Origin of the sequence: Streptomyces avermitilis MA-4680 = NBRC 14893 (assembly GCF_000009765.2) — a bacterium.
GTDB lineage: Bacteria > Actinomycetota > Actinomycetes > Streptomycetales > Streptomycetaceae > Streptomyces > Streptomyces avermitilis.
The window spans coordinates 1927919-1940536 of sequence record NC_003155.5; the positions used below are offsets into that span (position 1 = coordinate 1927919).

The window sequence follows — 12618 nt, forward strand, 5'->3', positions numbered from 1 at the left end:
ATGCTCACAATGAACGAGGTCCTGATATTGTTCCCGACATGACCACCCCCGATCCCGACGGCCTGCTCGCCGAGCAGTTGCTGCGGCTCACCCGCCGTGTGCACCGCATCCAGAAGCGCCATCTGGAGCAGCGCGGCCTCGGCATCACACCGGCCCAGTCCCGGCTGCTGCGCACCCTCGCGCACTACAGCTCACCGCCCCGCATGGCGGACCTCGCCCAGCGTCTCGAGGTGGTGCCGCGGGCCGTGACGACGCTCGTCGACGGCCTGGAGGCGAGCGGCAAGGTGCGCCGGGTGCCCGACCCGACCAACCGTCGCGTGATCCGGATCGAGGTCACCGACGAGGGCCGCAAGGCGCTGCACGAACTGCGCGGCGCGCGCCGGTCGGCGGCGGAGGAGATCCTGGCCCCCCTGACCGACGACCAGCGCGAGGTGCTCGGGGGGCTGCTGGACACGTTGGTGGACGGCGCACCGGAAGGGGAGCGGCACTGCTGAGTCGTCCCGGACGAGGCGTGCGGGATGCCGGCCTTGCCGGACGCGGCGCGGGCGGACGCGCGGCGTGACATGACGCGGCGGTGCGGGGTGACGGCGGTACGACATGGCGGCGCGGCCACCGCCCGCACGCGCCGTCGGGCTTGCCGGTGTCGCCTCCTGCCCCTGCCTCCTGCCCCGCCTCCCGGGAGACGCCCGTACCGCGCGCGTGAGTGGCGGCCGTGCGCGGGGCGGTCGCCACGCACGGGGCGTGGAGCAGGCGGACGGGCCACGACTCCCCCTCCGTACCGAAGGAGTGGTAGCCGCGGCCCGCCCGATCCCGTACAGCCGTCAGCCGACCTCGGGTGCGGGCTCCTTGACCGACCGGGCCGGCACCGTCGGCTTCGCGGCTTCGGCTTCCGGAGTCTCGGCGTCGGTCCGCGGAGCGTGGTCGTCGTCGTCCGGTACGAACGCGATCTCGCCGTCCAGCACCTTCTTCGCCCGCGCCGTGTCCAACGCGCCCTCCCAGCGGGACACCGCGAAGACGGCGACACAGTTGCCGAGAAGATTGGTGCTCGGATACGCGTGCGTCACGTCCGTGTAAATCATGGAGCGGCCCCGACGACCGCCTCAGCAGTCGCTGCGGTCACGCGTCAACACCCCCTGCACGGTGACGAGGTTGCGGTCGTAGCAGCCCGCCGAACCGCTCAGCCGGTAGCGCTCGCTCGTCGTGGCGACCGCGTGGCGCTGGTCGCGCGGCACGTTCGCCGTATACGTGGCATCACCCGTGTAGGTGTCGTCGAGCCGGGACCACGCGGTGCGCCGGCCACCACGCGACTCGACGGCCGTCGCCCGGTCGCCGAGCGTCAGGGCGCTCCGCAGCCGGTCGTCGGGGCCGAGCGTGGTGGTGCCGTCCATCGTGTACGTGCGCCGGATACGCGTCGTCCGGTCCGGTCCGCGCCCGTCGGCGGTGACCGACTCGTCGTCGTTCCAGACGGCTTGGAGGCCGTCCATGTTCTCGCCGTCGGTCCAGCGGTGTGCGGAGGTGGTGGCGAGGGTGCGGCTCACGGTGGTCGTCACCCGGCCGTGCGAGGTGTTCACATATCCGGCGACCGTCAGCCGGTGGCCGCCCTCGGTGTCCAGGCGATGTTCCGAACCGGGCGTGTACGTGGTGGAGTTGGCGAGGTCTGCCGCCTTGTGGGCGGTGAGTGCGCCGGTGACCCGTGTGCTCTTCGTGTCCTGCCAGACGAGGACGTTGACCGGTGCGCTCCAGCCGGCCTGCCCCTCGGGAACGCCGACGACGGAGACGTCGACCCGGTGCGGACGGCCGTCGTTGAGCAGCCCGGCGAAAGGTGTGAGGTCGTACTCGATCGGCTTGACGTCGAAGGCGCGCGGTCCCGGAATCACGTACCAGAGGAAGGGGTTCGACCAGCCGCCGGTCCACACGGTCGGGAACGGTGCGGCGATTCCGGCCAGTTGGCCGTCCACCTTGATCTGCACCTCGCGGTAGGGCCCCTTGTCCGCCTTGCAGGAGTACGGCGCCGAGTCCGGCACCGTCAGGTACCAGAACTCCTCGCAGCCGCCCCCCGAGCCGGTGGCGTACACCTCGGCGACGATGCGTTCGCTGTTGCGGGGTGTGGTGAGGGTCGTCCCGTCGGCGAGGGTGAGGACGCGGTCGGGGGTCGCCGCCGGTCCGTTCGTGCGGTCGGCCGCGTAGAAGGTCAGCGTGGCCCTGACGTCGATGACTCCGGTGTACGTGTCGTCGACGACGTTGCCGATGAGCATCTCCACGTCGCGGCTCTGCCGGAACGTGTCGCTGTACCGGGTGACGTCCTTCTCGACGGACCACTCGATGCCGTCGGGCGAAGGCTCGGGGGTGGAGGTGCGGAGGATCTCGACGCCGCCGATGTGCAGGTAGCCGAGGCGGTCGAACTGCCGCCCCCGCACCTTGCCGTCGAGCCGCAGCACGACCCTGCTCCAGCGGTCGCCGCAGCCACGCGGCGGCGCATATGTGCCCCGGTACGGCGTGAAGTCGCGGAACTGTGCCTCGGCGACGGTGACCTGGCAGGATCTGGTGGCGGGTTTCCCGATCGGCGGGGCCGCGGTCAGCGGGTCGTGCCAGTCGGTGCCGAATTCGGCGGGTGGGGCGGGCTCGGCGGACGGCGTGGCCTCGGCGGTGTGCTTGCCTGCCGCTGGTGCGGGACTCGCCCCGAGGAGGGTGCTCGCCACGAGAATTACCCCGACGAGCATGGACATGACTATCCGGCTTCTCATGGCCCGTGTTCTACGGGGGAGTTGACCCCACCCGCAATGAGTACCGCGACGAGCTGGCGGAGAACAGTCGCGGAGCGGGCGGGGACCGGGCGGAGAGCAGGCGGGGACCGGGTGGGGAGCAGGCGGGGACCGGGTGGGGACACCCCAGGACAGTGTCCCGCGTTCCACCGGTGGGACTAGGCCTTGAGGTCCGCCTTGTCCCCCATCACCACCACAGGGTGCTGGTTCGGGTCGAGCGTGCGCAGCAGATACTCCATACCGGACTTGGACAGGCTCACACAGGCCGACGTACCGCCGGCGTGGTCCATGTGCAGCCAGATGCTGCCGCCCTTCGACTGGCCTTCGGGGCGGGTCGGGTCGTTCGGCGCGGTGCCCTTGACCCGGTTGTAGTCGATGGCGATGACGTAGTCGAAGTCGTGCCAGTGCGACCTGGACCAGTAGTGCGGAGCCTGGAAGGACGCCGACTGCGTGTACGGGAGCTCCGCGCCCGGATCGGCGAGGACACCGCCCGCGTCGCTGAGCGTGAACACACCGACGGGGCTGCGCTTGTCACCCTCGTGGTGGTCGGTGGTCCAGCCCTTCTTGCCGTTGTGCCCTTCCCAGCTGCGGGTCTGGTCCCAGGTGGAGCCGTTCTTCGTGTACAGCACGATCGTGGAGTCCGCCGAGTCCTTGCCCTCGCCGTAGACCGCCACGACCTGGCGCGAGTTGGCCGGGATCTTGTTCTGTAGCCGGTCGCCGACGTCCGGGATGCGGAGCAGATCGACGGTGGGCGCCTTGGACTGCCCCGAACCGGAGCCCGCCTTGCCGCCCGATCCGCCGCCGCCCTTCGCCGCGTTCGACCCGTCCGAACCACCGCAGGCCGTCAGGGACATCAGAAGGACACCGCAGGTCGCCGCCACGACCCCCGCGCGTACCGCACCGCTCGCACCGCCAATTCGCATGCGAACCATCGTCGCACCACGTTCCGGGCGATTGCGCACGGCCCCCTGCTTCCCGGCCATATGCGGGCGGTCCGGGCCGAACCTTTGCCTCCGGACCGGAAAATCGCTTGCCTCCGACCACGCTGTGACGCGAACCTTTCACGGTTTGTTGTCGCCGACAGGGCCAGTCCAGCCTTGAGCTCCAGCAGTCCATTCATCCCATTTCGGCACTTTTCACCCTTCGCCGCTCCTCCTCCCCGTTCACCCCCTGACACGAGCCACTGGGACGTCATGCAGATTCAAGACCTTCCGTATCCCGACCCAGGTGTGCCGGACGCGCGCTCGGGTCCCCGATTCCTTTGGTGGCTCTTCCGGAATCAGCTGGGCGGCCAGCTGACGAGCCTCGCCTGGGGTCTGCTGCACTTCCTGGCCGTTTCCGGGCTGCCGTTCTGCGTCGGCCTCGCCGTCCAGGCGGTGGTGGACCGCTCGGGCACCCGACTCGCCCTGACCGGCGGGCTGATCGTGCTGTGCGGCGCGGGCCTCGCCCTGGGCGAATCCATGCTGCACCGGGCCGCCGTCACCAACTGGATCACCGCCGCCGCCCGCGTCCAGCAGCTGCTGGCCCGCAGGACCGCGCAGCTCGGCTCCGCCCTGACCCGGCGGGTCGCGGCCGGCGAGATCGTCGCGGTCTCCACGGGCGACGTCGAGAAGATCGGCTGGTTCGTCGAGGGCGTCTCGCGGTTCACCGCGGCGGCCGTGACCGTCGTGGTGGTCTGTGTCGGGCTCGTCGTGTACCAGCCCGCCCTCGGCGTCGTCGTCGCCGTCGGCGTACCGGTGCTGGCACTCGCCGTGCTGCCGCTGCTGCCCCGGGCGACCCGCCGCGCCGACGTCCAGCGCGAGAAGGCGGGCCGTGCCACCGAGTTGGCCTCGGACACGGTCGCGGGCCTGCGGGTGCTGCGCGGCATCGGCGGCGAGGAGCTGTTCCTCGACCGCTATCGCCGGGCCTCGCAGGAGGTCCGCAGGGCGGCCGTGCGCAGCGCCCGAATGTGGTCGCTGATCTCGGCGATCCAGGTGCTGCTGCCGGGGCTGCTGATGATCGCGGTCATCTGGCGCGGCGTGCATCTGGCCGTCGACGGCCGGATCACCGTCGGTGAACTCGTCACCGTGTACAGCGCGGTGATGCTGCTCACCTATCCGTTGCGGCACTTCGAGGAGATCGCCATGGCGTACTCCTTCTCGCGCCCGTCCGCCAGGCGCGCGGCGCGCGTGCTGTCGCTGGAGCGCGCCACGGACACGGCGGGATCGCGCGAGGCGGACGTGCCGGACGGAGATCTGTACGACCCCGCGACCGGGCTGCTCGCGCCCGCCGAGCGGCTCACCGCCGTGGTGTGCGGCGACCCGGACGCGGCGGGCGTGCTGGCCGAGCGGCTGGGCGGCCACCCGTCCGAAGAAGGCACCTCGGTGCTGCTCGGCGGCGTGCCGCTGGACGAACTTCCACTCGACTCCGCCCGCACCGCCGTTCTGGTCCAGGACAAGGATCCGGTGCTGCTGTCCGGTTCGCTGCGCGAACTCCTCGACGTACCCGCGTCGGGAGAGGTGAGTGCCGCCGAGGCGCTGGCCGCAGCCCAGTGCGGCGACGTCCTGGAGGCGCTCGCCCAGGGGTCGCTGGAGGCCGAGGACCCGATGGACGCGCGGATCACCGAGCGTGGCCGGTCTCTGTCCGGCGGGCAGCGCCAGCGGCTCGCGCTGGCCCGGTCGCTGATCACGGACCCGGAGGTGCTCGTCCTGGACGAGCCGACGTCCGCCGTCGACTCGCACACCGAGGCCCGGATCGCCGACGGCATCCGCGGCCTGCGCACGGGCCGCACCACGGTCGTCTTCACCTCCTCACCGCTGCTCCTGGACCGCGCGGACCGGGTCGTACTGGTGCACGAGGGCGAGGTGGTGGCGGTCGGCGCGCACCGCGAACTGGTGCACAGCGAGCCCCGCTACCGGGCCGTCGTCACCCGCGAGGTGGACGCAGAGGCCGCCCGAAGCGGCGTACTGACAGACGACCGGGCCGCCGTGGGCGGCGTGCTCGCGGGCGAAGAAGCCGCCATGGGCGGCGTACTGCACGAGATCGACGAACTGGAAGAGATCGAGGAGACCGCATGATCGGCGTGGCGCCACCGGCGTACGACCCGGCCGCCCCGACAACGGCGAACACCCTGCCGGTCGGCGCCCCCGCGACCGTACGCGCCTACGTGGCCGAACTGTTCCGACGGCACCGCCGTGCCTTTCTGATCCTCATCGCGGTCAACACGGTGGCCGTCGTCGCCTCGATGGCCGGTCCCTACCTGCTGGGCGCGGTCGTCGAGCGGGTCTCGGACCACACGCGCGAACTCCACCTGGAGCGCACCGCCGCACTGTTCGTTCTCGCGCTCGTCGTGCAGGCCGTGTTCGTACGGGAGGTGCGGCTGCGGGGGGCCATGCTCGGCGAGCGGATGCTGGCCGATCTGCGCGAGGACTTCCTCGTACGGTCGGTCGGGCTTCCCCCCGGCGTGCTCGAACGGGCCGGCACGGGTGATCTGCTGTCCCGCATCACCACGGACATCGACCGCCTCGCCAACGCGATGCGCGAGGCCGTGCCGCAGCTGACCATCGGCGTCGTGTGGGTCGCGCTGCTGCTCGGCGGCCTCGCCGTCACGGCACCGCCGCTGGCGCCCGCCGTGCTGCTCGCCGTGCCGCTGCTGGTGATCGGCTGCCGCTGGTACTTCAAGCGCGCGCCGTCCGCCTACCGGTCGGAGGCCGCGGGATACGCCGCCGTCGCCGCCGTCCTCGCCGAGACCGTCGACGCCGGTCGCACCGTGGAGGCCCACCGCCTCGGCGGCCGGCGCATCGACCTGTCGGACCGGCGGGTCAAGGAGTGGACGGCCTGGGAGCGGTACACCCTGTGGCTGCGGACGGTGCTCTTCCCGGTCGTCAACCTCACCCACGTCACCGTGCTGTGCTCGGTCCTGATGATCGGCGGGGTGTTCGTCCTGCAAGGCTGGATCGACGTCGGCCAGCTGACCACCGGCGCGCTCATCGCGCAGATGCTCGTCGACCCCATCGGCATGATCCTGCGCTGGTACGACGAGCTTCAGGTCGCCCAGGTCTCGCTGGCGCGCCTGGTCGGCGTCCGGGACGTCGAGCCGGTCGCGGGCGACGAGTCGCTCGCCCCGGACGGCCGCGACGTGCACGCCGACCGGGTCCACTTCGGCTACCGCGCCGGAGTCGACGTCCTGCGCAAGGTGTCCCTGGAGGTCGCGCCCGGCACCCGGCTGGCCCTGGTCGGCCCGTCCGGCGCGGGCAAGTCGACCCTGGGCAGGCTGCTCGCCGGCATCTACGCGCCCCGCGACGGCCGCATCACCCTGGGCGGCGCCGAGCTGTCCCGGATGCCGGCCGAGCGGGTCCGCTCCCACGTGGCCCTGGTCAACCAGGAGCACCACGTCTTCGTGGGCTCCCTGCGCGACAACCTGCTCCTCGCGCGCACCGGCGCCGGCGACGCCGAGCTGTGGGCGGCGCTGGGCGCGGTCGACGCAGACGGCTGGGCGCAGGCGCTGGACGACGGCCTCGACACCGAGGTCGGCTCGGGCGGACTCGCGCTCACCCCGGCCCAGGCCCAGCAGATCGCGCTGGCCCGGCTGGTCCTGGCCGATCCGCACACGCTGGTCCTGGACGAGGCGACCTCGCTCCTCGACCCGCGCGCGGCCCGCCATCTGGAGCGGTCCCTGGCCCGCGTCCTCGACGGCCGCACCGTCGTCGCCATCGCCCACCGGCTGCACACCGCCCACGACGCCGACGTCATCGCCGTCGTCGAGAACGGGCAGATCAGCGAGCTGGGCAGCCACGACCAGCTGGTCGCGGCCGACGGAGCGTACGCGGCGCTGTGGAGGTCCTGGCACGGGTGAGACACGGCGGCCAAGCCGCTCGGCCGGCCCGCCCGGTTCACTTCGGGGGACGACGGTCCGGCCGCCCGATCCCGCTACGGCGAGGCGGCCCGCTTGGGAAAGACAGCGCGCTTCGGGAAGGCGGCGCGCGTCGGAAAGGCGGCGCGCTTCGGGAAGGCGGCGCGCTGCCGAAAGGGGTACGGCCCTTCGGCAGCGGCACGACCACCTTTTCGGTGGCGGGGTGCGGCTGTCCGGGCCCCGGCTGCCCGCACGATGATCCACCCGCCCGGCCATGCCCCCCTCCCCCGCCCGCCACCGGCCCGTCTCTCACCGTCGGGCCGGTGCCGGGGAGGGGCATCCGAGCCCGACGTCGACGGAGATCTGCGTCTGCCGCCGGGCCGGATCCGGCCCGGCGGCGGCAGTCATCCCGTCGTGCCGTTGCGCAGTGCCGAACGGGGGTGGAAGGCTGGATAGCGGCACCGGCTCGGGGAGCGTCCCGGACCACCCGGTTCACCAGGGCGCAGCCTGTGCCGAGCGGACCCGCGCCGTCGGCGAACACGACGGCACCGGATCCGCCCCCACCACCTGGAGGTACCCGTGGACAGCGCCGAGGGATGGGGAGACGACGTCTATCAGCCCGACGGATCCGAGATACAGGAGGACTCGGGACTGCTCGACACCGAGGACACCCTGGTCTCCGACGGTGTGAGCGACCCGCTCGACCGGGGCTGGTCATCACCGGACCGGCCGTGGGCGGTGGAGCGCTCCGACGTGACCGCGGCCGAGCGCCGCCACGGCGAGACGCTGGACCAGCGCCTCGCGGAAGAACTCCCCGACATCGCGGAGCCTGACGGCGACGGCATCGGCGACTGTCCGGACGGCGACGGCGAACCCCTGGACAACGAGGTGGGCGCGGCCCGCTCCGGTCGGCTCGTGGCTCCCGACGAAGGGGCGCACGAGGACGAGGAGAACGGGCTGATCGCCACCGACGTGGGCATCGACGGCGCTGCCGCCTCGGCCGAGGAGGCAGCGATGCACATCGTCGACGAGGACGCCCTGTCCGGCTGATCCGGACGGCCATCCGTGCCCGATGGGGCCGTACACGCGTACGCGCCTGATCCGGCCGGACGCGTCTGATCCGGCCGCCTCCGGGCTTTCCCCGCCTGCGCGAGAGCCGTATCCGGGCTCTCCCCGCCCGTGCGAGACCATGCAAGGAGCACCCATGCAGCAGGACAAGCAGCCCGACTACCACCCCGTCGTCTTCCGCGACCGCGCCGCCGGCTATGCCTTCCTCACCCGGTCCACCGCGACCAGCGACAAGACCATCGAGTGGGACGACGGAGAGACCTACCCGGTGGTGGACGTGGAGATCTCCTCGGAGAGCCACCCGTTCTACACCGGGAAGGCACGGACGGTGGACTCGGAGGGCCGCATCGCCCAGTTCGAGCGGCGCTACGGAAGCACGGGACCGGGCTCCGACGGGGGCGGTGCGGCCTGAGCCGGAGGCTGAGGAACCTGAGGCTGAGGAGCCTGAGGGAGGCCTGAGCGGCCTCGGCAGCGGGGCGCGCCCGCGTGCGCTCAGATGAAGTTCAGCGCCGCCGCGCAGCCCACCCCGCCCAGCAGCATGAACACCGGCATCAGCACCTTCAGCTCGACCCAGCTGCCCGCCCGGAACCGCATCGCCTTGGGCGGCCCCACCGGGTACCAGCGCTTGCGGCCCACCGGGATCGGCCACAGGATCGGGCAGCCGGAGACCGTCAGAGCGTCCCCGATGTCGTGCACCAGGGCACCCAGAACGATCGGCAGTCCGAGCCACAGGTACTCCTGGCCCGGCGCCGTGAACAGCCAGTCGGAACCGTTGCCCGGCTTGTCCAGGACTCCCGCGAGGATCCAGGCGCTGGTCGCGGCCAGCAGCCACACCAGGACGTCGCTGCTCGAACCGCGGGCCGCCCGCCACAGCAGCCCCTCGATGGCCAGAACCATGTGCACGAAGAGAAGCGCGAGCACGGCCCAGCGGCCACCGGTGATGGCCAGGACCGACGCACCCGCACCTATCAGCACCGCCCACAGCCATGTGTGCGTCAGCGTACGGTGACCACCCGACCTGCGTGGGTCGCCCTGCTTCCTGGTCCCCTTGTAGACGGCGTACGACAGCTTGTCGACGATCTCGCACAGGGTTCGTGAGATGGGGCCGAAGGCCCGCGAGATCGTGGCCGCCTTGTGATCCAGATCGGGGGCCAGAGCAGCACCCGCGCAGATCAGCGCGCCGACCAGCAGGACCGGCCAGGGCATCGTGTGGCCCGCCGCGGCCGCCGCCGCTCCGACGCCGAGCCAGGCCGCCGCCCCCGACAGTGAGTGTGCTGGTCCCATCATGGCCCTGTCCCGCCCCATCCTTCTGCTGCCGCTGCCCAGTTGCCCGTGTGCTCTGACGCTCTGTCGGCGCCACAGCGTAGCGTTCGCGATCTTCGTGCGGGCATCCGATTCCCCCCTCGGGTGCGATGACAGGCAAGATGGGGGCGTGACCCTTATCGATCAGCTGCCGCAGACCGCAGACCCCGACGCCCTCTACGAAGCCTTCGAGTCGTGGGCCGGGGAACGCGGTCTCACCCTCTATCCCCACCAGGAGGAGGCGCTGATCGAGGTGGTCTCGGGTGCGAATGTGATCGTGTCGACGCCCACCGGGTCCGGCAAGAGCATGATCGCCGCGGGCGCGCACTTCGCCGCCCTCGCCCGGGACGAGGTCACCTTCTACACCGCGCCGATCAAGGCGCTCGTGTCGGAGAAGTTCTTCGAGCTGTGCAAGCTCTTCGGCACCGAGAACGTCGGCATGCTCACCGGCGACGCGTCCGTGAACGCCGACGCGCCCGTCATCTGCTGCACCGCCGAAGTCCTCGCGTCCATCGCCCTGCGCGACGGCAGGCAGGCGGACGTCGGCCAGGTCGTCATGGACGAGTTCCACTTCTACGCCGAGGCCGACCGCGGCTGGGCCTGGCAGATCCCGATCCTGGAGCTGCCGCAGGCCCAGTTCATCCTGATGTCGGCGACGCACGGCGACGTCTCGATGTTCGAGAAGGACCTCACCCGCCGCACCGGCCGCCCCACGGCGGTGGTCCGCTCGGCGACCCGGCCCGTGCCGCTCTCCTACGAGTACGTGGTGACTCCGCTGACGGAGACGATCACCGAGCTGCTCGCGACCAAGCAGGCCCCCGTCTACATCGTGCACTTCACCCAGGCGCAGGCCGTGGAGCGGGCGCAGGCGCTGATGAGCATCAACATGTGCACGCGGGAGGAGAAGGACAAGATCGCCGAGCTGATCGGCAACTTCCGCTTCACCACCAAGTTCGGCCGCAATCTCTCCCGCTACGTGCGACACGGCATCGGTGTGCACCACGCCGGCATGCTGCCCAAGTACCGCCGTCTCGTGGAGAAGCTGGCCCAGGCCGGTCTGCTGAAGGTCATCTGCGGCACGGACACCCTGGGCGTCGGCGTGAACGTCCCCATCCGCACCGTGCTGTTCACCGCGCTGACGAAGTACGACGGCACCCGGGTGCGCACGCTGCGAGCGCGTGAGTTCCACCAGATCGCGGGGCGCGCCGGGCGTGCCGGCTTCGACACGGCGGGCTTCGTGGTGGCCCAGGCGCCGGAGCACGTCGTCGAGAACGAGAAGGCGCTTGCCAAGGCCGGTGACGACCCGAAGAAGCGCCGCAAGGTGGTCCGCAAGAAGGCGCCCGAGGGTTTCGTCGGCTGGACGGAGAACACCTTCGAGAAGCTCATCTCCTCCGATCCGGAGCCGCTCACCTCCCGTTTCCGGGTCACCCACACGATGCTGCTGGCGGTGATCGCCCGGCCGGGCAACGCCTTCGACGCGATGCGCCATCTGCTCGAGGACAACCACGAGCCGCGCAAGCAGCAGCTGAGGCACATCCGACGGGCCATCGCCATCTACCGCTCGCTTCTCGACGGTGGCATCGTGGAGAAGCTGGACGAGCCGGACGCTTCCGGCCGCATCGTGCGCCTCACCGTCGACCTGCAGCAGGACTTCGCTCTCAACCAGCCGCTGTCGACCTTCGCGCTGGCCGCGTTCGAACTCCTCGACCCGGAGTCCCCGTCCTACGCCCTCGACATGGTCTCCGTGGTCGAGTCGACGCTCGACGACCCGCGGCAGATCCTCGCCGCCCAGCAGAACAAGGCGCGCGGCGAGGCGGTGGCCGCGATGAAGGCGGACGGCGTCGAGTACGAGGAGCGCATGGAGCGGCTCCAGGACGTCTCCTACCCCAAGCCGCTGGAGGAGCTGCTCTTCCACGCGTACGACACGTACCGCAAGAGCCACCCGTGGGTCGGTGACCATCCCCTGTCGCCGAAGTCCGTCATCCGCGACATGTACGAACGCGCGATGTCCTTCACCGAGTTCGTCTCCTTCTACGAACTCGCCCGCACCGAGGGCATCGTGCTGCGCTACCTCGCCAGCGCCTTCAAGGCCCTCGACCACACCGTCCCCGACGACCTCAAGTCCGAGGACCTCGAGGACCTGATCGCCTGGCTCGGCGAGATGGTGCGCCAGGTCGACTCCAGCCTGCTGGACGAGTGGGAGCAGCTCGCCAACCCGGAGGAGATGACGGCCGAGGAGGCCCAGGAGAAGGCCGACCAGGTCAAGCCGGTCACCGCGAACGCACGCGCCTTCCGCGTCCTCGTCCGCAACGCCATGTTCCGCCGCGTCGAACTCGCCGCCCTCGACCACGTCGAAGAGCTGGGCGAGATGGACTCCGACTCCGGCTGGGACGCGGACGCGTGGGGCGAGGCCATGGACAAGTACTGGGACGAGTACGAGGAGCTGGGCACCGGGCCGGACGCCCGCGGCCCCCGGCTGCTGATGATCGAGGAGGAGCCGCAGAACGGGCTGTGGCGCGTCCGCCAGACCTTCGCCGACCCCAACGGCGACCACGACTGGGGTATCAGCGCGGAGGTCGACCTCGCGGCGTCCGACGCGGAGGGCCGTGCCGTCGTCAAGGTCACCGCCGTCGGCCAGTTGTGAGCACAGGAGAA

General features: G+C 71.2%; 9 protein-coding genes and 1 pseudogene. 6 read left to right on the top strand and 4 right to left on the bottom strand.

Annotated elements, in window-relative coordinates; genetic code table 11:
- The first annotated feature begins 38 nt into the window (after positions 1 to 38).
- Positions 39 to 494 carry a MarR family winged helix-turn-helix transcriptional regulator gene (locus tag SAVERM_RS08300; protein ID WP_010983004.1) on the top strand — a complete coding sequence of 152 codons (456 nt, stop codon included), beginning with the start codon at positions 39 to 41 and terminating at the stop codon, positions 492 to 494.
- Between the two features lie 327 nt (positions 495 to 821).
- Here the strand turns inward: SAVERM_RS08300 and SAVERM_RS08305 are convergent.
- From SAVERM_RS08305 to SAVERM_RS08315, 3 genes and pseudogenes are all read right to left on the bottom strand, one after another.
- Positions 822 to 1043: pseudogene (locus SAVERM_RS08305) on the bottom strand (C4-dicarboxylate transporter DctA); the annotation flags it as partial.
- Positions 1044 to 1100: 57 nt separating this feature from the next.
- On the bottom strand, positions 1101 to 2744 hold the full coding sequence (locus tag SAVERM_RS08310) for a peptide-N4-asparagine amidase (RefSeq protein WP_078234680.1): 1644 nt from the start codon (positions 2742 to 2744) through the stop codon (positions 1101 to 1103).
- A gap of 176 nt (positions 2745 to 2920) precedes the next feature.
- Entirely contained in the window at positions 2921 to 3685 is a 765-nt protein-coding gene (locus SAVERM_RS08315; RefSeq protein WP_042492861.1) for a lipoprotein, read from the bottom strand.
- Positions 3686 to 3955: 270 nt separating this feature from the next.
- Here SAVERM_RS08315 and SAVERM_RS08320 point away from each other — a divergent pair, with 270 nt between their 5' ends.
- The 4 genes from SAVERM_RS08320 (at position 3956) to SAVERM_RS08335 (ending at position 9073) form a co-directional block, all read left to right on the top strand.
- A complete protein-coding gene (locus SAVERM_RS08320) occupies positions 3956 to 5818 on the top strand; it encodes an ABC transporter transmembrane domain-containing protein (protein WP_010983008.1) in 1863 nt (620 codons plus the stop codon).
- Positions 5815 to 7596, top strand: coding sequence for an ABC transporter ATP-binding protein (locus tag SAVERM_RS08325; RefSeq protein WP_010983009.1), 1782 nt, complete (start codon positions 5815 to 5817; stop codon positions 7594 to 7596). The genes SAVERM_RS08320 and SAVERM_RS08325 overlap by 4 nt, the downstream gene beginning before the upstream one ends.
- A gap of 576 nt (positions 7597 to 8172) precedes the next feature.
- Positions 8173 to 8643, top strand: coding sequence for a DUF5709 domain-containing protein (locus SAVERM_RS08330; RefSeq protein WP_010983010.1), 471 nt, complete (start codon positions 8173 to 8175; stop codon positions 8641 to 8643).
- Positions 8644 to 8797: 154 nt separating this feature from the next.
- Positions 8798 to 9073 (top strand): type B 50S ribosomal protein L31, encoded by a 276-nt coding sequence (locus SAVERM_RS08335; protein ID WP_010983011.1) that lies wholly within the window; start codon positions 8798 to 8800, stop codon positions 9071 to 9073.
- Positions 9074 to 9153: 80 nt separating this feature from the next.
- Here SAVERM_RS08335 and SAVERM_RS08340 read toward each other — a convergent pair whose 3' ends face one another.
- On the bottom strand, positions 9154 to 9948 hold the full coding sequence (locus SAVERM_RS08340) for a metal-dependent hydrolase (protein ID WP_010983012.1): 795 nt from the start codon (positions 9946 to 9948) through the stop codon (positions 9154 to 9156).
- 145 nt (positions 9949 to 10093) lie between these two features.
- Here SAVERM_RS08340 and SAVERM_RS08345 point away from each other — a divergent pair, with 145 nt between their 5' ends.
- Positions 10094 to 12607 carry a DEAD/DEAH box helicase gene (locus SAVERM_RS08345; RefSeq protein ID WP_042492864.1) on the top strand — a complete coding sequence of 838 codons (2514 nt, stop codon included), beginning with the start codon at positions 10094 to 10096 and terminating at the stop codon, positions 12605 to 12607.
- Positions 12608 to 12618: the final 11 nt, after the last annotated feature.

Coding starts and splice junctions, on each gene's coding strand:
- SAVERM_RS08310 (WP_078234680.1), bottom strand. CDS start 2,744: ATGAGAAGCCGGATAGTCATGTCCATGCTCGTCGGGGTAATTCTCGTG.
- SAVERM_RS08300 (WP_010983004.1), top strand. CDS start 39: ATGACCACCCCCGATCCCGACGGCCTGCTCGCCGAGCAGTTGCTGCGG.
- SAVERM_RS08320 (WP_010983008.1), top strand. CDS start 3,956: ATGCAGATTCAAGACCTTCCGTATCCCGACCCAGGTGTGCCGGACGCG.
- SAVERM_RS08335 (WP_010983011.1), top strand. CDS start 8,798: ATGCAGCAGGACAAGCAGCCCGACTACCACCCCGTCGTCTTCCGCGAC.
- SAVERM_RS08340 (WP_010983012.1), bottom strand. CDS start 9,948: ATGATGGGACCAGCACACTCACTGTCGGGGGCGGCGGCCTGGCTCGGC.
- SAVERM_RS08325 (WP_010983009.1), top strand. CDS start 5,815: ATGATCGGCGTGGCGCCACCGGCGTACGACCCGGCCGCCCCGACAACG.
- SAVERM_RS08315 (WP_042492861.1), bottom strand. CDS start 3,685: ATGCGAATTGGCGGTGCGAGCGGTGCGGTACGCGCGGGGGTCGTGGCG.